Annotated in this window: 19 protein-coding genes and 1 pseudogene; 11 read left to right on the top strand and 9 right to left on the bottom strand. The window is 74.6% G+C overall.

What is annotated here, in order from left to right:
- The first annotated feature begins 44 nt into the window (after nucleotides 1–44).
- The gene (locus KV205_RS12935; RefSeq protein WP_265864363.1) at nucleotides 45–1,022 is read left to right on the top strand and encodes a universal stress protein; all 978 of its coding nucleotides are present in this window, start codon (nucleotides 45–47) and stop codon (nucleotides 1,020–1,022) included.
- Nucleotides 1,023–1,025: 3 nt separating this feature from the next.
- On the opposite strand, the gene KV205_RS12930 is transcribed toward KV205_RS12935, so the two are convergent.
- Genes KV205_RS12930 through KV205_RS12915 form a run of 4 tightly spaced genes read right to left on the bottom strand, consistent with a single transcriptional unit; the run spans nucleotide 1,026 to nucleotide 5,671 of the window.
- A complete protein-coding gene (locus tag KV205_RS12930; RefSeq protein WP_265864362.1) occupies nucleotides 1,026–2,378 on the bottom strand; it encodes a nicotinate phosphoribosyltransferase in 1,353 nt (450 codons plus the stop codon).
- A 56-nt stretch (nucleotides 2,379–2,434) separates the two neighbouring features.
- Nucleotides 2,435–3,088, bottom strand: coding sequence for a CBS domain-containing protein (locus tag KV205_RS12925; protein ID WP_265864361.1), 654 nt, complete (start codon nucleotides 3,086–3,088; stop codon nucleotides 2,435–2,437).
- A gap of 58 nt (nucleotides 3,089–3,146) precedes the next feature.
- A complete protein-coding gene (locus KV205_RS12920) occupies nucleotides 3,147–4,604 on the bottom strand; it encodes an MBL fold metallo-hydrolase RNA specificity domain-containing protein (protein ID WP_265864360.1) in 1,458 nt (485 codons plus the stop codon).
- 59 nt (nucleotides 4,605–4,663) lie between these two features.
- Nucleotides 4,664–5,671: a nitroreductase family protein gene (locus KV205_RS12915; RefSeq protein ID WP_265864359.1), complete on the bottom strand. Its 1,008-nt coding sequence runs from the start codon at nucleotides 5,669–5,671 to the stop codon at nucleotides 4,664–4,666.
- A 379-nt stretch (nucleotides 5,672–6,050) separates the two neighbouring features.
- Here KV205_RS12915 and KV205_RS12910 point away from each other — a divergent pair, with 379 nt between their 5' ends.
- Together KV205_RS12910 and KV205_RS12905 are read left to right on the top strand one after the other, a co-directional pair.
- Nucleotides 6,051–7,079, top strand: a complete 1,029-nt coding sequence (locus tag KV205_RS12910) for a universal stress protein (protein ID WP_265864358.1) — start codon at nucleotides 6,051–6,053, stop codon at nucleotides 7,077–7,079.
- A 111-nt stretch (nucleotides 7,080–7,190) separates the two neighbouring features.
- Complete coding sequence (locus KV205_RS12905; protein WP_265864357.1) at nucleotides 7,191–8,939, top strand: GAF domain-containing protein; 1,749 nt, start codon at nucleotides 7,191–7,193, stop codon at nucleotides 8,937–8,939.
- On the opposite strand, the gene KV205_RS12900 is transcribed toward KV205_RS12905, so the two are convergent.
- On the bottom strand, nucleotides 8,936–9,703 hold the full coding sequence (locus KV205_RS12900) for a response regulator transcription factor (protein ID WP_265864356.1): 768 nt from the start codon (nucleotides 9,701–9,703) through the stop codon (nucleotides 8,936–8,938). The genes KV205_RS12905 and KV205_RS12900 overlap by 4 nt on opposite strands.
- A gap of 65 nt (nucleotides 9,704–9,768) precedes the next feature.
- Nucleotides 9,769–11,007 (bottom strand): MFS transporter, encoded by a 1,239-nt coding sequence (locus KV205_RS12895; RefSeq protein WP_265864355.1) that lies wholly within the window; start codon nucleotides 11,005–11,007, stop codon nucleotides 9,769–9,771.
- A 134-nt stretch (nucleotides 11,008–11,141) separates the two neighbouring features.
- On the opposite strand from KV205_RS12895, the gene KV205_RS12890 reads away from it, so the two are divergent.
- A complete protein-coding gene (locus tag KV205_RS12890) occupies nucleotides 11,142–12,089 on the top strand; it encodes a LysR family transcriptional regulator (protein WP_265864354.1) in 948 nt (315 codons plus the stop codon).
- Between the two features lie 284 nt (nucleotides 12,090–12,373).
- Here the strand turns inward: KV205_RS12890 and KV205_RS12885 are convergent, their stop codons facing one another.
- On the bottom strand, nucleotides 12,374–12,844 hold the full coding sequence (locus KV205_RS12885) for a DIP1984 family protein (RefSeq protein ID WP_265864353.1): 471 nt from the start codon (nucleotides 12,842–12,844) through the stop codon (nucleotides 12,374–12,376).
- Between the two features lie 115 nt (nucleotides 12,845–12,959).
- Here KV205_RS12885 and KV205_RS12880 point away from each other — a divergent pair.
- From KV205_RS12880 to KV205_RS12860, 5 genes and pseudogenes are all read left to right on the top strand, one after another.
- Nucleotides 12,960–13,032: pseudogene (locus tag KV205_RS12880) on the top strand.
- 92 nt (nucleotides 13,033–13,124) lie between these two features.
- Nucleotides 13,125–14,285 carry a gala protein gene (locus tag KV205_RS12875; RefSeq protein ID WP_265864351.1) on the top strand — a complete coding sequence of 387 codons (1,161 nt, stop codon included), beginning with the start codon at nucleotides 13,125–13,127 and terminating at the stop codon, nucleotides 14,283–14,285.
- Complete coding sequence (locus tag KV205_RS12870) at nucleotides 14,282–16,150, top strand: ankyrin repeat domain-containing protein (protein WP_265864349.1); 1,869 nt, start codon at nucleotides 14,282–14,284, stop codon at nucleotides 16,148–16,150. The genes KV205_RS12875 and KV205_RS12870 overlap by 4 nt, the downstream gene beginning before the upstream one ends.
- Complete coding sequence (locus KV205_RS12865) at nucleotides 16,147–17,379, top strand: AAA family ATPase (protein WP_265864348.1); 1,233 nt, start codon at nucleotides 16,147–16,149, stop codon at nucleotides 17,377–17,379. The genes KV205_RS12870 and KV205_RS12865 overlap by 4 nt, the downstream gene beginning before the upstream one ends.
- Before the next feature lie 14 nt (nucleotides 17,380–17,393).
- Nucleotides 17,394–18,626, top strand: coding sequence for a VWA-like domain-containing protein (locus KV205_RS12860; protein WP_374214665.1), 1,233 nt, complete (start codon nucleotides 17,394–17,396; stop codon nucleotides 18,624–18,626).
- A 6-nt stretch (nucleotides 18,627–18,632) separates the two neighbouring features.
- On the opposite strand, the gene KV205_RS12855 is transcribed toward KV205_RS12860, so the two are convergent.
- Nucleotides 18,633–19,067, bottom strand: a complete 435-nt coding sequence (locus KV205_RS12855; protein WP_265864346.1) for a VOC family protein — start codon at nucleotides 19,065–19,067, stop codon at nucleotides 18,633–18,635.
- Nucleotides 19,068–19,142: 75 nt separating this feature from the next.
- Here KV205_RS12855 and KV205_RS12850 point away from each other — a divergent pair, with 75 nt between their 5' ends.
- Both KV205_RS12850 and KV205_RS12845 read left to right on the top strand, forming a co-directional pair.
- Complete coding sequence (locus KV205_RS12850) at nucleotides 19,143–19,838, top strand: 2-phosphosulfolactate phosphatase (RefSeq protein WP_265864344.1); 696 nt, start codon at nucleotides 19,143–19,145, stop codon at nucleotides 19,836–19,838.
- A 64-nt stretch (nucleotides 19,839–19,902) separates the two neighbouring features.
- On the top strand, nucleotides 19,903–20,691 hold the full coding sequence (locus KV205_RS12845; RefSeq protein WP_265864343.1) for an SAM-dependent methyltransferase: 789 nt from the start codon (nucleotides 19,903–19,905) through the stop codon (nucleotides 20,689–20,691).
- A gap of 79 nt (nucleotides 20,692–20,770) precedes the next feature.
- Here KV205_RS12845 and KV205_RS12840 read toward each other — a convergent pair whose 3' ends face one another.
- A complete protein-coding gene (locus tag KV205_RS12840; protein ID WP_265864342.1) occupies nucleotides 20,771–22,954 on the bottom strand; it encodes a discoidin domain-containing protein in 2,184 nt (727 codons plus the stop codon).
- Between the last annotated feature and the right edge of the window lie 96 nt (nucleotides 22,955–23,050).

Here is a 23,050-nt window from a genome sequence, read left to right as displayed (position 1 = left end):
CGCCATGAGCAGCGAGGAAGCGCCATGAGTGGCGAGGAAGCGCTATGAGCGGCGCGAGGGAGACGGACGGCGGGCACCCCGGCCGGCAGCCCGAGCGCCCCGCCCGCCCCGAGCTCGGCAACGTCGTCGTGGGCGTCGACGGCTCTCCCGCCGCGCGCACCGCCGCGCTCTGGGCCGCCGCCGAAGCCGCCCGCCGCGGCCGCGCCCTGCACTTGGTCCACGCCGCCGACACCGACCGGCGCGCCCTGTTCGCCGACGCCGAGACCATCCAGTCGGTCCGCGAGGTCGGCCGCGACCTGCTGATCCGCACCGCGGAGGCGGTGTGGGAACGCTTCCCCGGACTCTCCCTGACCAGCGAGCTCGGCCGCCAGGAGCCGGTCGCCGGGCTGCTCGCCGCCGCCGGGCGGCACGGCACGATCGTCGTCGGCCACCGCGGGCTCGGCGGATTCGCCACCCTGATGCTCGGCTCCGTCGGCCTGGGCGTGGCGGCCCGCGCCGACGTGCCCGTGATCGTCGTACGCGGGGAGGACGAGCGCCCCGAGACCGGCACGGTCCTCGCGGCCGTGAACGGCTCCTCGGACCTCGGCTGGCTGCTGCTCGCCGCCGCCGAGGCGGAGGCCCGCAAGGCGTCCCTGCGGCTGCTGAGCGGCTGGAACGTGTTCGCCCATGTCGGCAGCGTGGCGACCATGCTGGACGACCTCGACGGGACCGCCCGGCGCAGGGTGCGGGACGCCAAGGAACTGGCCGACCGCGTCCGGCGGGCCTACCCGGGCCTGAACGTCGAACAGCACGTGGAGCCGGGCACGAGCACCCCGGGCATCCTGATCGAGGCGAGCCACGACGCCGACCTCCTGGTGATGGGCCGCGGCCGCCGGCCGCTCGGCCTCGGGCCCGCACTGGGACGGGTCGCCCACTCCCTGATCCACCACGCCCACTGCCCGGTCGAGATCGTCCCGCACACCTTCACGGCCCCGGGCGCCGACGCCGCCGCCGACGACGCCGCGAACCCGGACGCGCCGTAGCGCTCACTCCGTCACCGGCCGGCGCCCCGCCGTGCCCGTCCCCGCCTCGACGCGGTGGCGGACGACCTTCGTCAGGACCGTCAGCCGGGTCGACGCCGTGGGCGGCGGAGGCACCGGGTCCGTGATGCGCCGGGCCTCCTCCGGGAGCGCGGCGAGATCGGCCTCGAAGCGGGCCCGGGCGGCGGCCGCGGTGTCCGGCGGGTCGGTGCGCAGACCGCCGCGCATCACCGTGCGCAGCAGGGGCTCCGTGCCCTCGGGCGGCTCCTCGTTGGCCAGACCGATGACGTCGCGCAGGCCGGGACCGCGGAAGACCTGCTTGGGGCCGGGCGCCGTCACCTTCGCCGCGGACAGCTTCATCACCGGCCGCCCGTCGTACTCGACGAGCTTGTACGCCATGTCCAGGTACGGCGCGTCGGCGGCCGTGCCCAGCTTCGAGCCCACCGCGTACGCGTCGATCGGCGCCCCCTCCCGTACGAGCCGGTCGACGGCGTACTCGTCCAGGCCGCCGCTCGCGATGATCCGCACCTCGCCGAGCCCCGCCGCGTCGAGCGCGGCCCGCGCCCGGCCGGCCTGCGCCGCCAGGTCGCCGCTGTCGAGCCGGATCCCGCAGCCGGAGCCGAGCCCCAGGTCGGCGAAGACCCGGGCGGCCGTCGCCACCCCGCGATCGGTGTCGTACGTGTCGACGAGGAAGGTCACCGGCCCCGGGTGGGTGCGGGCGAAGGCGCGGAACGCCGCCTCCTCGGACGGGAAGGCCTGGACGTACGAGTGGGCCATCGTGCCCGCCGCCGGGATGCCCCAGCGGTGGGCGGCGGCGACGTTGCTGGTGCCGGCGAACCCGACGAGCGCGCACAGCCGCGCCACCCGAAGCCCGGCCTCCGGCCCGTACGCCCGGCGCAGCGAGAAGTCCACCAGCGGCCGCCCGGCACCGGCGAGCACGCATCGCGCCGCCTTGGACGCGACCGCCGTCTGGTGCGCCACCAGGGACAGCAGCTGCGTCTCGACGAGCTGCGCCTGCGGCAGCGGCGCGGTGACCTCCAGAAGCGGTTCGCCCGCGAACACGAGCCGCCCCTCGGGCACGGCACGGACCTCCCCGTCGAAGGAGAGACCCCGCAAGGGCTCCAGATCGGCGACGGGCCGGCGCAGCACCTCGGCGAACTCCTCGATGTCGGCGCGGCCCACCCGGTAGCGGGAGAGGTGGTCCAGGGCCGCTTCGAGGCCGGCCGCGACGAGGAAGCCCCGGCCGGGCGGCAGGTCGCGCACGAAGAGGCTGAACGTGGCCGGCGCCCGCATGTCCTCCCGCAGGTAGGAGAGCGCCATGGTGACCTCGTACAGGTCGGTGGACGTCACCTCGGACATGTATCGAGGATGCGCGGCCGGCCGGCGGCGCGCACGGCGGGCCCACGAGACACGGCCTACGCTCCGGGGCGCGCGGTGAGCTCGCACCGGACGTCCACCACCCCCTCCACGGCCCGGGCGAGCCGCGCCGCCATGGGGATGAGCGCGCCGTCGCGGACCTCGCCGGAGAGGGTGACGACGCCCGCGTCGACCCGCACCGCGACCCGGTCGCGGGAGAGCGGGAAGAGGTGGTCGACGACGTCCCGGCGCACCTCCGCGACGAGGTCCTGGTCCGGCCGCAGGAACACCTTGAGCAGGTCGGAGCGGCTCACGATGCCCAGGATCGTGCCGTGCTCGTCGACGACCGGCAGCCGCTTCACGTGGTGGGCGGCCATCAGCCGGGCGGCCCGGGGGAGTGAGGCCCCGGGGTCCACGGTGACCGCGGGGGAGGTCATCAGGTCCTCGGCCCGGCGCGATCCGGCCTTGGCGGTGGCCTCGAGGCGGTGCAACTGCTCGACGAGGCCGAGGCGGTGGTCGCGGAACTCCTCCTTCAGGAGCAGATCCGCCTCCGAGACGATGCCGACGACCCGGCCCTCGCCCTCGAGGACGGGCACGGCGGTGATCTTCCACCGCTCCATGGCGGCCACGATCTCCTTGAAGTCCGCACCCGACTGCACGGCGACGACCTTCCGGGTCATCACGTCGGCCACGGTGAACGGCTGCGTGGTCATGACACTCTCCTCACCGGCCGAAGGGACGACGACGGGGACGGGGCAGCGGAACGGCGTGTCAGCGGATCAGGACCGCCTCCCCGGAGCGCGGCACGACGGCCGTCCAGCCCAGCTCGCGGTCGACGCGCTCGCGCAGCGCCTCGGAGGCGGCCGGCTCGCCGTGCACGAGATAGGTGGTGTGCGGGGCGGGCGCGCCGCGCAGCCAGCCGAGGATCTGCTCGGCGTCGGCGTGCGCCGAGAAGTGCGGCACGTCGGCGACCTCGGCGCGCACCGGCACGTACTGGCCGAACATCTTCAGCGCACGCGCCCCGTCCACCAGGTCCCGCGCCCGGCTGCCGGCCGCGGCGAAGCCCACCACGACGACGGAGTTGCGGGGGTCGGGGAGGAGCCTGCGCAGATGGTGCAGGACGCGTCCGCCGGTGGCCATGCCGGCCGACGAGACGATGACCGCGGGGCCGGGCACGCTGTTGATCTCGATGGACTCCTGGACCGTCCGCGCGGCGAGGAACGGGGCCGGACTCAGCGCCGTCTCGCCCGCGGCCAGGATCTCCGGCCGCAGCTCCGGGGACCGCTCGCGCACCGCGTCCCGGTAGACGTCGAGCGCGGCCAGAGCCATCGGACTGTCGACGTACACCGGTACGGAGCCGGGCAGCACGCCCGTCTCGCGCAGCCGGGTCAGCTCGTGCAGCACCACCTCGGTCCGGTCGATCGCGAAGGCCGGTACGACGACGGTGCCGCCCCGCGCCACCGTACGGGCGACCACGTCCGCGAAGGCCGAGCGGCCCGACTCCTGGTCGTGGCGCCGGTCGCCGTACGTCGACTCCATCAGCAGCACGTCCGCGCCCGAGAACGGCTCCGGCGGCAGGAGCAGCGGATGCCCCGGACGCCCGAGGTCCCCGGACACGGCGAGGCTGTGCCCGTCCTCCAGGGTGAGCCGCGCCCAGGCCGAGCCGAGGATGTGGCCGGCGTGGTGCAGTGTCAGCCGGTTGCCGCCCGTGATCTCCACGTCGGCGCCGACCGGGACCGGGTCGAAGAAGGCCAGCGTCTTGTCGACGTCGCCGTCGTCGTACAGCGGCTTCGCCGGACGGTGCTTGGACCAGCCGTGCTCGTTGGCGTGCCGGGCCGCCTCCATCTGCAGCCGGGCGCTGTCGCGCAGCACGATCCCGGCGAGGCGCGCGGTGTGCGGGCTGGTGAGGATCGGCCCGCGGAAGCCCTGCCGGACCAGCCGGGGCAGATAGCCGCAGTGGTCCAGGTGCGCATGGGTGACGACCACGGCGTCGACGTCGGCGGCGTCGCGCGCGAACCGCTCCCAATTGCGCCGGCGCAGCTTCGCGAAGCCCTGGAAGAGCCCGCAGTCGACGAGGATCCGCGCCCGGTCGCTCTCCACCAGGAACTTGCTGCCGGTGACCGTGCCCACCCCGCCCAGGAAGCTGAGCAGGGCCGGGCGCGGCGCGCTGCCGGATTCCGCGCCGGCGCCGACTCCGGTGGGGGCGGGGTTCGGGGCTGCCTCGGACATGGCCGGTACTCCTCGGGATCGGGATCGGGATCGGACGGCGGTACGCGCCGCGCCGCGCATCAGGTGAACGACAGGACCTCGGCGACCGGGCGGCGCGGTGTGGCCTGCCCGCGGGGGCCGTAGCCCAGGCGGATCACCATGTGTACGAATCCGGTCGTGGAGCCCGGGTCGCGGGCCACGGAGCGCAGTTCCGGCCATTCGAGCGGCTGGGACATGAGCGAGGACGACAGTCCGTCGAGGGTGGCCCGGAGCAGCACCCGCTGCATCGCCTGGCCGGCCTTCAGCCAGTCCGCCGGGGTGTCCTCGACGGTGCCGAGGAGCACGATCTGCGGGCTCCGCTCGAAACGCACCGCCGCACGGCCCGGGGCGGGCCGGTCGGGGCCGAAGTCGCGCACCGGGGAGGTCACGTCGTACTGCCGGGGGCCGAGCGCGTACGAGGGGATGCCCTCCTTGCGGGCCTCCTCGCCGCGCGCCTCCGCGTCCTCCTCGCCGGTGTGCACCCAGGCCTCGATCTCGCCGCGCACGGACGGGTCGGCGGCCTCGAAACGGGCCGAGTCCTGGACCAGGTCGAGCACCGTGTCGGCGTGCCAGGCACCCGGCACGACCAGCCGGCAGCCCTCCAGGAACGCGGCCGAGCGGAGCCCGTCGAGGATCTCCGGCGGCACGCGTTCCTCGGTGAAGGGGAACCGGCTGGTGTGCCGCTGCCGGAGGGCCGGGCGCAGCGCGGCGAGTTCCTCGTCGTGCTCGATGACGGCGCCGGCGATCCGGACGTCGGCCAGGTGCCAGGGATCGCCGGGGTCGGGCAGCGGCCGGACCACCGCGTGCCGGCCCCGATGGGCGGCGGCCACCCGCAGGCTGAAGAGGGCGGCGCCGCAGCCGAGGTGCAGGGCGCGGTGGTCGGGGTCCTCGCGCGGCATGGCGCGCGCGGGATCGCCGTACAGCTCGATGGTCCCGGTGTCCGTCCGGTGGACGAATCTCCATGGCTGCGCGTTGTGCATCGAGGGTGCGGTGACGGCGTCCTCGATCAGTGACGTCACGAGCGCGCGGGTGGGAGCGGTGGTGGGCACGGTTCCTCCTGACGGTGAGGTCACTGAAGAACATCGGCGGGTGGCGACGTCCGCGTCGGCACCGGGAGCGGCCGGGCGGCCGGGGCCGTCTGGCCTGAGAGCGGTCGGGCCTGCGGGCCTCGGCCGCGCCCGCGGGCCGCCGGCCGTCACCCGTGTCATCACGGTGCCTCCTCTACGAGCATCCGCCCGACGGACGGTCCCGTGCCACCACGGTCCGCTGCCGGAGGCCCCGCGCGGGAGGGCCGAACGGTCCCCGGGACACGGACCGACAGGGCCCCGGCCTGCCCCCGCCGGCCCTCCGCCCGCCCGTCCGGCGCGTGCCACGGTGGGAGCGGATCGTGACGTTGCGGATCGCGACCTTCCCGCACCAGGAGGAGCCATGGACGGAACCACCGACCGCCCGGCCCCGGCCTTCGGCCCCCGGCCCGGACGGATCGTCGTCGGCGTGGACGGATCGCCGTCCGCCGACGCGGCGGTCGCCTGGGCCGCGCGCGAGGCCGCGCTCTGGCGGACCGGCCTGTGCATCGTGCACGCCACGGACACCAGCGCCCTGTACCTGCGCCCGGAGGAGACGGAACGGCTCGTCGGCGCCGGCCGGGAGCTCCTCGACCGGGCGGCCCGGACGGTCACGGCGCGCCACCCCCAGGTGCCCGTCGTGACGGAGCTCGACGACGGAACCGCCCCCGCCGCGCTGCGCGCCGCCGCGGCGCTGACCGGCATGATCGTCGTCGGTCACCGAGGGCTCGGCGGTTTCTCCTCGCTCGTGCTCGGCTCGGTCGGCCTCGAACTCGCGGCCGCCGCCACGGCCCCGGTGGTCGTGATCCGCGGTACGGACGAGCCGCGGGGCGACTCCGACGCGCCGCAGGAGCCGTACGAGCGGTACGAGCAGCGTGAGCCGTACGAGGAGCCCGCCGAGCCCGCCGAGGCCGGCGTCGTCCTCGCGGCCGTCCGGGACGCGCACGACGAGGGCTGCGCGCGGGCGGCGGCCCGGGAGGCCCTGCTGCGCAAGGTGCCGCTGCGGCTGGTCCACGTATGGAGCACACTGCCGTACCTCGGCGGCCTCAGGGCTCCCGCCGGCGTCGAGCAGGTGCGCCCGCTCACCGGCATCGCCGCCGCCCTCCGGGCGGAGTTCCCGGACCTCACGGTGGACACCGTCGGCGAGAAGGACCGCAGCGTCCCCGGCGCGCTCGTCGAGGCGTCCCGGCACGCCGACCTGCTGGTCGCCGGCGGCCGGCGGGCCCCCGGCTATCTCGGCCCGACCCTCGGCAGGACCACCCTCGGCCTGCTGCAGCACGCCCACTGCCCGGTGGAGCTGATCCCCCGGCACACCACCGCGACCGCGACCGCCCCCGACTCGGTCCTCGAATCCGTCCTCGGAGCCGTACGCGGCCACGGCAGCACGACATGACCGGCCGGACCCCCGGCAGGAACGCCCCGGGCATACGGACTACCGTGAAGGCGGGCGTGACGGGCACGACGGGCGGTCCGCGCGACCGACCGGACCGGACCGGAGGTGCCGATGGGCCGCGAGGACAGCGCCGCGCCGGACGCCCGCGCCCGGCTGCCCCGGCTGCGGCTCGACGAACTCCTCGACGAGCTCCAGTCCCGGATCGACGAGGTCCGGGGCACGCGCGACCGGCTCAACGGACTCCTCGAAGCCGTCATGTCCGTCGGGCGTGAGCTCGACCTGCCGCACGTGCTGCACGGCATCGTGGAAGCGGCGGTCACCCTCGTCGACGCCGAGTACGGCGCCCTGGGAGTGATCGGGGACGACCGGAGACTGTCCGCGTTCCTGCCCGTCGGCATCGACGACGAGCTCAGGGAGCGGATCGGCCGGCTGCCGTCCGGGCACGGCATCCTCGGGGAGCTGATCCGGCATCCCGAGCCGCTGCGGCTCGCGGAACTGTCGGAGCACCCCGCCGCATACGGCTTCCCGCCCCACCATCCGCCGATGCGCTCGTTCCTGGGCGTGCCGATCCGGGTCCGCGACGAGGTGTTCGGCAATCTCTACCTCACCGAGAAGCGGGGCGGGGCGGACTTCGACGCCGAGGACGAGGCCGTCGTCACCACGCTCGCCGTCGCCGCCGGCATCGCCATCGAGAACGCGCGGCTGTACGAGGAGGGCCGGCTGCGGCAACGCTGGCTGGCCGCCGGCTCCGACGTCACCAGCGCCCTGCTGTCCGGCGCGGCGGAGGCCGAGGTCCTCGGCGGCCTCCTCGAACAGGCGGTGGACATCTCGGGCGCCGACCTCGGGGTGTTCCAACTCGTCGACGAGGGAGGGGAGTTGCGGGACACGCTGGCCGTCGGTCACGAGGCCGGCGCCCATCGCGGCTTCGTACGGTCCGGGGTCGACGGGACCCTCGCGGGCGCCGCGCTCCACGCGACGGCCGGCGGCCTCGTCACCGTGCCCGACCTCGCTAGCGACGCCCGCGTCACCGTACGGCCCGAGCGATGGCACGGCTTCGGGCCGGGGGTGGCCGTCACCGTCGGCACCGAGCAGCGGCTCAGCGGCGTGCTGATCCTCGCCCGGCGCACCGGCCGGCCGCCGTTCTCCCGGGCCGAGGTCGGCGCGCTGCCCGGCTTCGCCGGCCAGGTGGGGCTCGCCCTGGAACTCGCCGACCGGCGCCGCGCCGCCGAGCAGGTGAGCCTCCTGGAGGACCGCGACCGGATCGCCCGTGACCTGCACGACCTGGCCATCCAGCGGCTGTTCGCTACGGGGATGACGCTGCAGAGCGCCCGCCGCTTCGTCGACCATCCGGAGGCGGTGGACCGGCTGTCCCGGGCGGTCGACGACCTGGACGCCACCATCAAGATCATCCGCTCGACCATCTTCGGACTCCGCGAGCGCGACCGGACCGGCCGGGCCCCGAAACTCCGCGACCGCCTCGTCCAGGCCGCCGACACCGCCGCCGGCACCCTCGGCTTCGCCCCCGCGCTGCGCATGGAGGGCCTGCTCGACACCGACGTCCCGGACACGACGGCGGACGAGGTCCTCGCGGTCGTCGGAGAAGCCCTCACCAACGTCGCCCGCCACGCCCGCGCCCGGCACGCCGAGGTCGCCGTCGTCGCCGAGCACGGCACCCTCGCCGTGACGGTGACCGACGACGGCGTCGGCATCCCGCCCGGCGCCTCCCGCAGCGGCCTCCGCAACCTCACCGAACGCGCCGCCCACCTGGGCGGCACCCTCACCCTCCGCACCCGCCCGGACCGGACCCGCGGCACCGTCCTCGACTGGCGCGTCCCGCTGCGACGGCCCGAGCAGACCTAGCCGGCGCCGCCCCCGCCCCCGTGCCCGTGTGCGCCGTGCCCGCCCCCGTGCCCGTGTGCGCCGTGCCCGTGCCCGTGCCCGTATTCATGCTCGTGTTCGTGCGCCTCGGCGGCGATCACGGCCGCCTGGACCCGCCGCTCCACGCCCAGCTTCCCGAGCAGCCGGGAGATGTGGTTCTTCACGGTCTTCTCCGAGAGGTAGAGCCGACCGGCGATCTGCCGGTTGGTGAGCCCCTCGCCGATCAGGTCCAGTACGGAGCGCTCCCGCTCGGACAGGGCGGCGAGCCGTTCGTCCTCCGCCGGTTTTGCCGGCTCCGGGCTGCGCAGCGAGTGCATCAGGCGCGCGGTGGTGGCCGGGTCGAGCATGGACTGGCCGGTGGCCACGGTCCGGATCGCCGCGACGAGGTCCGAGCCCCGGATCTGCTTCAGCACGTAGCCGGCGGCGCCCGCCATGATCGCGTCGATCAGCGCGTCCTCGTCGTCGAACGAGGTGAGCATCAGACACGCGAGCCCCGGCATCCGCGAGCGCAGCTCCCGGCACACGGTGATCCCGTCGCCGTCCGGCAGCCGCACGTCGAGCACGGCCACGTCCGGCCGCAGCGCCGGGCCCCTGGCCACGGCCTGGCCGGCCGTCGAGGCCTCCCCGACCACCTGGAGGTCGGGCTCGTCGTCGATCAGGTCCCGCAGGCCCCGCCGGACGACCTCGTGGTCGTCCACCAGGAACACCCGGGTCGCGGTCGTGGCGGCGGCCGGCTGATCGCTCATGGTGCCCCCTGGGCTCGCTGGGTTCCCTGCCCGTTCCTCCAGGCTTCCACCTTCCCCAAGGATGGTCACTCCCTGAGGCACCGGAAGGCTGACCCGCCCCGGGGGAGCAGCAGCGGGGTGGCCAGGACGAGCAGGCCGGCGAGGCCGAGGGCCGGGCGCGGGCCGAGCAGACTGCCGAGGAGACCCCATACGGCCGTGAGGAGCGCGGTCGAGGCCTTGGACGTCACCGACCAGGCGGACAGGGTGCGGGCGACCCGGTCGGGGGCAGTGCGGGTGAGGCGGTAGGTGGCGGAGACGGGGTTGAAGATCCCGCAGCAGAGGATGAGGCCGAGCTCGACGCCGATCACCAGGACCAGCCCGCCGGTGCCCGGCCCGGTGAAGGCCAGGCCGACCGGCCAGATCGCGCGCAGCGCCCCGGCCGTGACCAGCACCTGGCGCTGCCCGTACCGGGCGGCGAGCGGTCGGGCGAGCCGCGAGCCGAGCAGCCCGGCGACGGAGGGCGCGGCGAAGGCGAGGCCGTACTGCCACGGCGCGAACCCGAGCGGGCCGAGCATCAGGACGACGAGGAGCGGCTGGGCGGCCATGACCAGGCCGTTGAACAGGACCGTGTTGAGGAACAGCGGGCGCAGGGTCGGGTCGGCGAGGAGGAACCGCCAGCCGTCGAGCAGGCCCCCGGCCCGCGGGCGCGTGCCCTCCCGGCCCCCGGGCCGCGGCGGCCGCGGCTCCCGACCGTCCGTCGCACGGATGCCCAGGGCCGAGAGCAGATAGCTGACGGCGTCGGCGAGCACCGTCGCCACCGGACCGAGCAGGCCGATCAGCACCCCGCCCAGCGGCGGCCCGACGATCGTCGTGGCCCAGGCCGTCGACTCGAACCGGGCGTTGGCGACGAGCAGCTCCTCGGCCGGCAGCAGCCCCTTCAGATACGCGCCGGACGCGGCCCGGAAGGTGATGTCGGCGGCCGAGACGACCACCGAGACCAGCAGCAGCTGGGCGAAGGAGAGCACGCCGAGCGCGTACGCGACGGGGATGGTGAGCAGCGCCGCGCACCGCACCAGATCCGCCCCGATCAGCACCGGCCGCTTGCGGCGGAACTCCACCCACGGGCCGAGCGGCACCGCCACGGCCGCGCCCACCGCGGCTCCCACGGAGGCGAGCGCGGCGACCTCGGCCGGTCCGGAGTGCAGCACCCGGACGGCGATCAGCGGGAACGCGCCGAAGGCCAGCCAGGTACCGAGCGCGCTGGCCCCGTACGCTCCCCAGAGCCATCCGAACCGCCGGCCGAGCCGGTGCTGCCCGTCACCCATGCCGACGCCCCTCACCTCTCACCCGTACAACCGATCAGCGTTCGGGAGCATCAAAGCGGGCCGTGCGACCAGGGATCAAACAACCAGGAGGCCACTCACCCACAACCCATGGTTGTACCCGTAGGGTGTCCGGCATGGACCTCGACACCGTGCGGACCTTCGTCGCGGCCGCCGACGCGGGACGGTTCCAGGAGGCCGCGGCGGAGCTGTCGGTCACCCAGCAGGCCGTCTCCAAGCGCATCGCCGCCCTTGAGCGCGCGCTCGGGGTGCGGCTCTTCACCCGGACCCCGCGCGGTGCCGAGCTCACCATCGACGGACAGGCCTTCCTGCCGCACGCCCGGGAGCTGCTGAAGGTCGCCGACCGGGCCGTCGCCTCCGTGCGTACCGACCGGCGTCCGCTGCGCGTCGACGTGATCAACTCGCGCGGCGCGGCCTCGGGGCTGCTGCGCGGCTTCCATCGCGCGCACCCCGACGTCGACCTCGACGTCGTGATGCTGTTCGACGTCGACACGGCCGTCGCCGCCATCCGGTCCGGCACCATCGACGCGTCCTTCCGCGCCGTCGCCGCGCCCGGCCGAGCCCTGCCGGAGGACATCGCGTCCGTACGGGTGCTCGACGAGCCGCTCCAGCTCCTCACCGGCCCCGCCCACGCCCTGGCCGCCGCCCGCTCGGTCCGCCTCGCCGAGCTCGTCGGCCACCGGATCTGGATGCCCGGCATCGTCCCCGGCACCGAATGGGCCGCCTACTACGCCGACCTCGTCGCCGAGTTCGGCCTCACCATCGAGGCCACCGGGCCCAACTTCGGCTCCGACGCACTCCTCGACACCATCGCGGACACCCCGGCCCTGGCCACCTTCATGAGCGAACAGACCCGCCTGGTCTGGCCCGCCGGCCACGGCCTGCGCCGCATCCCGGTGACCGACCCGACCCCGGTCTACCCCCACTCGCTCCTCTGGCACCGGGACAACCCCCACCCCGGCCTGACCGCCCTCCGCGCCCACCTCGCCGCGAGCGCGACCGCGACCGCGACCGGCCACGCCGTCCCCGGCACCTGGGTGCCGGACTGGGTGCTCCCGAACTGATCGGGTGCTCCCGAGTCGATGTGAAAGACCCCGAACCCGCCCTCGCCGCCTCGGATCTGCACATGGTGATGTGCTGTGCGCTGTGCACCTTTACCTGTGCGCGGTGCTGAGCTGCGCTGTTCATAGGGGAGTTGAACCCCTGCGTTGCTCATCACGCACCAGAAAGGGGCCGGAAAACCGCCGGCCCTCGGTCTGTGCACGCCTCCGAAGCAGCTACCTGCTCCACATCGTTCCCGTATCGTCCCGTCCCCGTCCGCCGGACCGGGTCAGTCCGCCGGACCGGGTCAGTCCAGCAGATCGGCCTCCCAGTTCGTGCGCTGGATCCGCACGTCGACCTCGCGGATCTCCCGGGCGATCACGTCCGCCTGGGCGCGCAGTTCGGCCACCGGAAGCGCGGACAGCATGAGCAGCTCGGACCGGAGCTGCCGGCCGTAGCCCCGCTCGCCCTTGCCGGCCGCCGCGTCCGCCGCCGCGGTGACCACGGAGTGGCGCAGCCGCAGGACGTCCCGGCGCGCGAGCGCGTCGGTGAGCGTGCCGTCCGGACCCATCTCGACGGCGGCGTTGGTCCGGTTGATCCGCCGGATCAAGGATTCCAGGGCGTCCAGCGCCTCACCGGCCTCGGCCAGCAGCTGGGCCGCGTCCTCGGCGGGCGTCTCGCCCTCCTGGTACCTCGCGCTGTCGACGACGCGCGCCCGCAGCTGTTCCACGCGGCGCGTCGCTTCCGCGCGTTCCGCCAGTGCCTCGGCAAGCTTCATCGTCTCCACCTCCCCGTCCACCCCGTCCATGAGCCCGCCCGAGTATACGAGGCCAGGGAGCTGTTCCCCGACGGCTATCGAACTCGCATGCGAATCCGGCTATGATCACGTCAGCAAGGCCGTAGCGCAGAGGTCGTCGCGCCCACGCATCGAGCTGGAGGACGTCGGTTCGAATCCGACCGGCCTTGCGCCTACTTGAACGGCGGCGTCACCGAAGGCGCCGCCGACGTGAAGGTCGAAGCGGAACGCCGGTCCCCGGCGCCAGACCGGTGGAGTGGTGATGGCCCAGCCGACAACGCCCGTACGCTGCCCGGCGATCGAGCACCCCGACCTGCCGCCGGCCGACCCCGCGCTGCTCGCGTCGCTGCTCGACCGCCTCGCGGACGGGCGCCCGGTCACCGGCGACGAGACCTTCCCACTCGGCACCCTGCGCGCCGACGGCCGGGTCGACCTGTGCAAGCAGGGCCTCGGCCCGGCCGGCGCCGCCCGGTTCGTGCCCGCCGCCCTCGCGTCGCCGCACGCCGCGCATCTGCTGCTCGGCACCAACTCCCTCGGCGACGAGGGCGTACGCACCCTCGCCGAGGCGCTGACCGACACGCGCCGCACCGGCACCGGCGACGGCCATGGCGTGCGCACCCTCTACCTCGGCTGCAACCGCATCGGCCCGGCCGGAGTCACCACCCTCGCCGAGGCGCTCGCCGACGACACCGCCGTGCGCGCGCTGTGGCTCAAGCGGAACCCCGTCGGTCCGGCCGGCGCCCGCACCCTGGCCGGCCTGCTGCGGCGCAACACCACGCTGCGCACCCTCGACCTGGTCAACTCCGGCATCGGAGCGGAGGGCGTACGGGACCTCCTCGACGCGCTCCTGGACCGCGGGGCCCCGCTCGAACGCCTCTTCCTCGGCGGCAACGGCCTCACCGCCGCCGACGCCCCGCTGCTCGCCGCGCTCGTCCGCGACGCCGGGGTCCGCGAGCTGTACGTCCCCGCCAACCACCTCGGCGACGCGGGCATCACGGTCCTCGCCGCCGCGACCGACGCCGCCCGCCCCGTCCGGCTCGGCCTCGGCGGCAACGGCATCGGACCGGCCGGCGCCCGGGCCCTCGCGGACGCCCTCGACGGCATCGACGCCCTCGACCTCGGCCGCACCATGTCCGAGCGCAGCCTCGGCGCCCCCGGCAACACCACCGGCGACGACGGCGCCCACGCGCTCGCCGTCGCCCTGCCGGGCAGCCCGCTGCGCCGCCTCGAACTGCGCCACACCGGCCTCACCGGCCGCGGCGCGAAGACGCTGCTCGCCGCCCTCGACGACGCCCACCGCCTCGAATACGTGGGCCTCGGCCCCGGGCTGCCCCGCCGGGTCAAGCGCTCCTTCACCGCACGGCTCCGCCCGGCCCGCCCCACCCACCCCGACCTGCGCGCGATCGGCAGCCTCTACCGATGACCCCGCCCACGCCCCTGCTGCCCGGGGTCCTCTCGCCCGCCGACGCCAACGCCTGGGCCCGGATCCGCCGCTTCGCCGTGCCCGGCCGGATGATCGAGCGCGCCACCGAGGCCCGGCTCGCGGGGGACTGGCGCGCGGCCTGCGCCGCGGCCGCCGTCGACGTACCCGACGACCTCGACCCCGACCTCGGCCTCGACCCCGAGCGCGTCGCCGAACGGTACGGCCCCGAGGTGGCCGCCCGACTGGCCGACGACCTGCGCCACTTCGCACCCGACCTGCTGCGCTGGCACTTCCCGCGCACCCTGGGCGGACACACCACGCTCGCCGTCGACCGCCGGATCGTCCTCGCCGACTACGGCGCCCCCGGCGGCTCCGGACCCGTCCTGTCGGTCACCAACCTGCCGATGCTGGAAGGGCCGCAGCGGCTGCGCCTGCACCTCGGCCCGGCCCGGCGGACCGACACGCTCCACGGCGTCACGTACGCCCAGGAGGACTGGACCGCCGCCCGCCGTTTCTGGGACGCCCGCCGCACCGCCGAACTCCGCCTCAGCGCGAGTCCCGTCGCCACCGGCCGGCTGCCCTTCCTGCACCCGGACGGCACCCCGCTCACCCCGGACGAACTGCCCGACACGGACCCCGGCAGCGGCGCCGACCCGGCCACCCGCGCCGAGTGGATCGCCGTGCTGCGGGCCCGCGGGGAGCACGTCGCGGCCTACGCCGCCGCCGGGCTCGACCTCGACCTCACGCCCCCGGAACCGCAGGACCAGGGCGGCCGTTACGGCTACCGGCGGGCCGTCGACGTCGCCGACCTCGTCACGCACGACGCCATGGACCTCACCCGGCTCGCTCCCGAACTCCTCCTGCTGTGGCACGCCGGACGGGGCACGAGATTCCGCGTGCCGGTGCACTGGCGCGGCCTGCTCCGGGCCACCCTCGACGTCACCGACACCGACACCGACACCGACACCGACGCGCCGGTCGTACGGGTCGTGGGCATCGAGCGCCGGCAGGACGACGACCTCCCGGTGCTGCCCCTGTACGCCCGGCAGCTCCTCCCGGACGTCGCGCTGCTGCGCGCGGGACGGATCCGGCCCGAGCACCTGCACCCGCTGGTCTCCGCCGCCCTGTTCCCCGAGGCCCCGCCCGCCACCGGCCCGGCCGGACCGCACGTATCGGCCCCACCGGTACGGGTCCGCTGCGGCGGCGCCTGGCACGAGACGGCCGTCCGGGACGGCGCCCTGGCCGTCCCGCACACGGAGCAGGAGCGGCAGCGCGAACGGGCCCTGCGGGCCTTCGGCGGCACCATCTCCGGCTGCTTCGCCACGGAGCTGGCCTGGACGACGGGCGAGGGGCGGCTGCCGCGGGCCCTGCAGGCGCAGCGGCGCGAGTTCTTCGAGTACGTCCAGCACGGCGACACCCCCGCGGTCACGGCGCTGCTCGACGCGGGCTGGGACCCGCACGCCCGCGACGGCCGGGGGCGCGGTCTGCTGCACCTCCTGTACCTCCTGGACCACCGGGAGCTGCTGCCGCGGCTGCTCGCCGCCGGGCTCGACCTGGAGGCGCGCGACAAGACGGGGGCCACGCCCCTTCAGCTCGCCGTCGCCCAGCAGGGCTCGGCCGCGCTGGTGCGAGACCTCCTGGACGCCGGCGCCCGCATCGACGTCGTCGACGAGATGGAGCTCTCCCTCGCCCAGGTGATCCGCCGCTACCAGCGGGCCGACCTGATGTTCCTGCGCCACCGCGTCCTGAAGGAGCATCCGGGGCTCGGCTCCGACTGGTTCGACGAGTACATGGACGAGCGGAACACGGACGACGAGCCGGACTGGGACGACGACGAGGACGAGGACGAGGACACCTCCGTATGACCACCGCCTCCACCACTTCCGCCGCCGGCACCGCGCCCCGCACCCGCTCCGTCCCCGCCCCGCTCGCCGCGGCCGACGCCCTCAACGCACGCCTCCGCGCCACCCGTACCGAGGCCTCGGCCAACCCCCAACTGGAGGCCCTCGCCCTCGCCGTGACGGCCAATCAGCCCGTCGTGCTGTGGGGCGAGCCCGGCATCGGCAAGTCCGCCGGCATGCAGCAGCTCGCCGACGCCCTCGGCGTCGAGCTCGAGACCGTCGTCGCCAGCGTCCACGAGCCCTCCGACTTCGCCGGACTGCCGATCGTCGGCGACGACCCGGCCGCCACCGGCGTGCCGATGGCTCCGCCGGACTGGGCCGTCCGGCTCGCGAAGACCGGCCACGGCCTGCTGTTCTTCGACGAGCTCTCCTCGGCCCCGCCCGCCGTGCAGGCCGCCCTGCTGCGGGTCGTGCTGGAACGCCGGGTCGGCAGCCTCACCCTTCCCGAGTCGGTACGGATCGTCGCCGCCGCCAACCCGCCCTCCAGCGCCGCCGACGGCTGGCACCTCAGCCCGCCGCTCGCCAACCGCTTCGTCCACCTCGACTGGACCCACGACCCGCGCACCGTCGCCCGTGGCATGGCCGGCACCTGGCCCGAGACCGCCCTGCCGACCGTCGACCCGGCGCGGGTCTCCGGCGCCGTCGCCCGCGCCCGCGGCGTGATCTCCGGCTTCCTCACCGCCCGCCCCGGCCTGGTCCACCACCTGCCGAAGGAGGCCGAGGGTCGCGGCCGCGCCTGGCCGTCCCCGCGCTCCTGGGAGGCGGCGCTGCGGCTGCTCGCCACCGGCTACGCGTCCGGCGCCGGGCAGCAGGCGACCGCGGCGGCCGTCATCGGAGCCGTCGGCGAGGCGGCCGGCATCGAGCTGCTCTCCTACCTGGAGAACCTCGACCTGCCCGACCCCGACAAGGTGCTCGCCGACCCGTCCGCCTTCGCGTTGCCCGAACGCGGCGACCGCCAACTCGCCTTCCTCATCGCCGTCGTGGCCGCCGTGCAGAGCGAACCCACCCGCCCGCGCTGGGAGGCCGGCTGGGAGGTCCTCGCCAAGGCCGTCGACGCGGGAGTCCCCGACGTCGCCGCCCGCGCCGCCCGCGACCTCGCCGTCATGCGCGAGCCCGACTGGCCCATCCCGTCCGGCATCGACGCCTTCCTGGAACTCCTCCAGCTCGCCGGCGCCCTGCCCGGCGCCCGCTGACCGGCGCCGACGAGGTGACCGCCACCCGTGGGGGCGAAGCCGTACCGGGCGAAGCCGTGCCGGTCCTCGACCGCGCCAAGCTGCTCGCCGCGCGCTACAAGGCCGCCGAGGCGCGCCCGTACCTCGCCTCCGCCCTCTACGCCCTGACCGTCGTCCCCAGCCGCGACGTCCGCACCATGGCCGTCGACCGGCACTGGCGCTGTTATGTCGCACCCGCCTTCGTCGAGGCCACCGCCATCGAGGAACTGGCCGGCGTGTGGGTCCACGAGGCCGCCCACCTGCTGCGCGACCACCACGGCCGGGCGGAGCGGCTGCCCGCGGCCGACCAGCGCGACCGGCTGCGGATCAACATCGCGCAGGACTGCGAGATCAACGACGACCTGCTCGCCGACGGGCTGCGGCTGCCCGAAGGCCGTATGGAGCCACGCCTTTTCGGCCTGCCCACCGGCGGACTCTTCGAGGAGTACGTGCCCGGCATCCCCGCCACCCCGCCGCACGCGCTCGACTGCGGCTCCGGCGCGCACGGCGTCCCGGCCCCCTGGGAGCTCGGCGCGGGCGGCGCCGACGCCACCGGGGGAGTAAGCCCGGTCGAGGCGGAGGCCCTGCGCCGCCAGACCGCCGAAGCGATCCGCGCCGCCCACCAGCGCTCCCGCGGCTCGGTCCCGGGCGGCTGGCGCCGCTGGGCCGAGCAGACCCTCGAACCCGTCGTCGACTGGCGCAAGGCGCTCACCGGCGCCGTCCGCGAGGCCGCCGCGTGGGCGGGCGGCGCCGTCGACTACACGTACCGGCGCCCCTCGCGCCGTACTCCCGCGCTCGGCGGCCGGGTCGTCCTGCCCAGCCTGCGCCGCCCGTTGCCCCGGGTCGCCGTGGTCGTCGACACGTCCGGTTCGATGGGCGACGACGACCTCGCCGCGGCCCTCGCGGAGGTCACCGGGGTGCTGCGCGAGGTCGGCATCGGCGGCAACCGGGTCGCCGTCCTCGCCTGCGACGCCGACGTCCAGGCCGTCGCCGGGGTCACCTCCGTCGACCAGGTCGAACTCGCCGGCGGTGGCGGCACCGACATGAGCGTCGGCATCCGCGCCGCGCTCGCCGCGGCCGAGTCCCCGCAGATCGTGGTCGTCCTGACCGACGGGTACACGCCCTGGCCCGCGGAGCCCGTCACCTGCCGGCTCATCGTCGCCCTGATCGGGCCGGACGCGCCCGAGCCGCCGGCGTGGGCGGAGACCGTACGGATCACCCCGGGCTGAACGGACTCAGTCGAGGCAGAACTCGTTGCCCTCGATGTCCTGCATGTTGATGCACGACTCGTTCACGCCGTCGGCGTACAGCACCTTCAGGCACGTCGCGCCGAGCGCGACGAGCCGGTCGCACTCCGCCTGGAGGACGGCCAGGCGCTCCTCGCCGACGAGTCCGGTGCCGGCGCGTACGTCGAGATGCACCCGGTTCTTGACGACCTTGCCCTCGGGCACGCGCTGGAACAGCACCCGCGGGCCCACGCCGTTGGGGTCGACGCACGCGAAGTACCGGGTGTCGTCCTCGGACGGTCCGGAGGCGAGGAAGGCGTCCCAGGAAGCGAAGCCCTCCGGCGGCGGGGGAATGACATACCCCAGCACCTCGCACCAGAAGGCGGCGAGGCGGTGCGGGTCCGCGCAGTCGATGGTGACCTGGAATTCCTTGATCGATGCCATCCGGGCACAGTAACAGCGGCGGTCCGGTTGCTCATTTTCTTTTCGACGGCCGAACTGATGCGTGATCATGGCCGGATGGACGCTCGCTTCCTCGGCATCGCCGAGCTGACCGCAACCCCGTCGACGGCCGTCGTGATCGACGTCATGCGCGCCTGTACGGTGGCGGCCTGGGCCTTCGCCCGGGGCGCGGAGAGGATAGTCCTCGCCGAGTCCCTGGACGACGCCCTCGCGCTCAAGGCCCGCCACCCCGACTGGCTGGCCCTCAAGGACGGCGCTCCGGCGCCCGGCTTCGACGCCGTCAACTCCCCGGCCCTGCTGCGCGACGCCGACCTCGCCGGGCGGACCGTCGTCCAGAAGACCACGGCGGGCACGGTCGGCGCGCTCGCGGTCAAGGACGCGTCCCTGGTGCTGTGCGCCGGCTTCGTGGTGGCGGAGGCGACGGCCCAGCTGCTCCGGGCACGCGAGTGCGCCGACGTCACCTTCGTCGTCACCGGTGAGGACGGCCGCGCCGAGGAGGACCTCGCCTGCGCCCAGTACATCGCCCACCGCGCCACCGGCGCCACGCCGGACGCCGCCGCCCACCTCCACCGTGCCGCCGCATCGCGCGCCGCCGCCGAGCTGACCCAGGGCCTCCGCGAGGGCGCCCACCCCGACGACGCCGCGCTCTGCCTCGAACTCGACCGCTTCCCCTTCGCCATGGCGGCGACCCAGGAGAACGGCCTCATGGTCCTGCGCCGGTACGACGAGCCCGGTGTCGGTGGCGGCCGATAGCGTCGACGGCGTACATCGGCATTCGGGCCCGGGAGTTGGCCGGGTGCTGCGCTACGTTGGAGACGTGACCGACATCGAATCGCGCATCGACACGTCCCGGCCGCACACCGCCCGGATCTGGAACTACTGGACCGGCGGGAAGGACAACTACCTGGTCGACCGGGAGGCCGGGGACCGGATTCGGGAGCTGCACCCCGGGATCGGGGAGTACGCGAAGGCGGACCGGCTGTTTCTGGGGCGCGCGGTGCGGTATCTGGCCGGGGAGCGGGGGATCCGGCAGTTCCTGGACATCGGGACGGGGCTGCCGAGCGCCGACAACACGCACGAGGTCGCCCAGCGCGTCGCGCCCGAGTCGCGGGTCGTGTACGTGGACAACGACCCGCTCGTGCTCGCGCACGCCCGCGCCCTGCTCGTCGGGACGCCCGAGGGCCGCACCGACTATCTGGACGCCGATCTGCGGGACGTCGACACGATCCTGGCCGCCGCCGCGAAGACGCTCGATCTCTCGCAGCCGGTCGCGCTGATGCTGCTCGGCGTCGTCATCTTCGTGGAGGACGACGAGGAGTCGTACGGAGTCGTCCGCCGCCTCATGGACGCGCTCGCCCCCGGCAGCCACCTCGTCCTGTCCCACACGGTCACCCACCCCGCCATGCCCGACGTCGACGCGGCGGTGGCGTTCTGGAACGAGCACGGCACCCCGAAGCTCACCCAGCGCACCCCCGAGGCCATCGCCCGCTACTTCGACGGCCTGGAGCTGCTCGACCCCGGGGTGGTGTCCTGCTCGGCCTGGCGGCCGGAGGCGGGGACGCAGACGCCGGACGTCGCGATGTACGCGGGCGTCGGCCGCAAGTGAGGATCCGTGGCCGCGGGGCCCTCCGGGCGGCGCGCTGCGGGGTCCGGCCGCCGCCCGGAGGGGAGTCACGTCACGACCGTCAGGGGTAGTCGACGACGGTCGACGGGACGGTCGCGGTGCCCTCGGTGGGGGCGCCGGTGTCGTTGATGACGTGGTTGAACTGGCCGTTGCCGCCGAGCGAGACGGTCAGCAGGCCGTGGAACCTGACGCCCGGCTTCATCGGGGCCTTGAAGCCGTGGTCCTGACGGATCGTCGGGTCGACGTTGTAGTAGCAGTAGCTGCCGAGCCCCCAGCCCTCGTGGGTGGTGACGGAGTCGTCGACCCGGTAGGCGGCGTAGCCCTTGGTGGTGCCGTTCTGGATGGCGGCCTGGTTGGGGGCGTCGTACGCCTTCTCGTTCTGGAAGAAGATCGTCCGGCCGCGGTCGCCGAACCACTCGACGTCGTACCTGTTGAAGTGCTCGACGAACAGGCCGGTGGCGAGGACGTCGTCGCCGTTGACGCGGACGCCGTAGTCGGCGCGGTTGGTCTCCCAGCCGACGCCGTCGCCGTGGTCGGCGCGCCAGACCCAGGTGTGGTCGACGATGGTGTCGTCGTTGTTGACGACGATGCTCGTGGTGGCCTTGCCGGCGCCCGCGCCGCCGACCCGGACGTACACGTCCTGGACGGTGGTGGGGTTGGCGGCGTGGTCGGCGGAGGCGTTCTGCGGGCCGACCTCGAGGAGTGTCGGGGAGTTGACCTGGCCGGCGTCGACGAGGAAGCCGGCGAGGCGGACGCCGTCGACGTCGGCGACGCGCATCGCGGTGACGCCGTTGTCCGGGATGATCGTGGCCAGGCCGAGGCCGAGGACGATGGTGCCGGCCCGGTTCACGGTGATCGTCTGGTCGACGTGGTAGACGCCGGGCGTGAACAGCAGGTGCAGGCCCTGGGCGAGCGCCTGGTTGATGGTGGCGGCCGTGGTGCCGGGCTTGACCACGTAGAACTGGCTGAGCGGGATCTTCTCGCCCTGCGGGGTGCCGTTGGCCCAGGTGGTGCCGCGGGCGTTGGTCCGCTTGGCGGGGGAGAAGACCTTGTACTGGTTGTCCTCCCAGATGAGATACGGCTTCTCGCGGGAGACCGGGGTGGTGTCGAGGGTGGTGTACTTCGGCTCGGGGAAGGCCTGCGCGGGCGCGCCCTCGGTGCCGGAGAAGACCTGGTTCCAGACGCTGTTGGACCAGCCGCCGATCGAGCTGTCACGGGTGTACCACTGCTGCTGCGAGTAGTTGCCGACCTGGCCGTCGATCTTCGAGTCGGCGATGTAGCCGCCGCTGGCCCAGCCGTAGCCGCTGGGCGCCAGGTTGAGCCCGCCCTTGACGTGCATGCGGCGGAAGGACGAGGCCTGTGACACGGCCCAGCGGTCGGTGCCGTTCACCGGGTTGAGGGCCAGGCCCTCGGCGCCGCGCCAGAAGTTCTGGGTGGCGTTGCCGTTGAACCAGCCGGCGTCGACCGTCACGTCGCCGTTGATGGTGGTGTCGTCGGGCCGGAGGCCGAGGCCGGCGATCTGGGTGTAGAAGCCGATCTGCGCGTTGAGGCCGTTGTACGTGCCCGGCTTGAACAGGAAGGCGTGCCGGCCGGTGCCGAACTGGGCGGACTCCTGCTGCTGGAAGACGCTGTCCAGCTGCGCCTGGACGTTCGGGGTGGACGGGTCGATGACGTGGACGTTCGGCCCGAGGTCACCGCCGCCGGGCAGGGTGCTGCCGCCGCCGGTGGTGCCGTAGACCTGGAACTCCCAGAGGGAGTAGCCCCAGGCCGTGCCCCGGGTGAGGCCCTTCATCCGGACGTAGCGGCCGGTGCCGGACAGGACGACGTCGTCGGTGCCGCCGTCGCCGCCGGTCACGGTGGTGACGGTGCGCCAGTCGGTGCCGTTGTCGGAGGCCTGGATCTCGTAACTCTTGCCGTAGGCGGTCTCCCAGGTCAGTACGGCGCTGCTGAGCGTGGCGCTCTGGCCGAGGTCGACCTGGAACCACTGGTTGTCGGTCCAGTCGCTGGCCCAGCGGGTGCCGGTGAGGTCGCCGTCGACGGCGGCGTTCGCGGTGAAGGGGCCTTCCACGGAGGAGGCGGTGGCCGTCTTGCCCTGGGAGAGCAGGGCGGGGGCGGCGGAGGCCGTCGTGGCGGGGACGACGGCGAGGAGGCCGCCGGCGAGCGCGGCGACGAGGGTGCCGACGGTGGTCCGTCGGACTGCGGAGGCGGGGCGCCGGAGGGCCGGCGGGGACCCGACGGAAGACATGGGGGCTCCTGGGGATACGTGGGGGAAACGTGAGCGAGCGCTCTCCGAAACCTTGCCCGGCACGGGAGTTGACGGTCAAGGCGTGCGACACGGCTT

This window comes from Streptomyces sp. SKN60 (genome assembly GCF_026236535.1).
Classification (GTDB): Bacteria; Actinomycetota; Actinomycetes; order Streptomycetales; family Streptomycetaceae; genus Streptomyces.
This window is presented reverse-complemented; position numbering and strand designations above follow the sequence as displayed.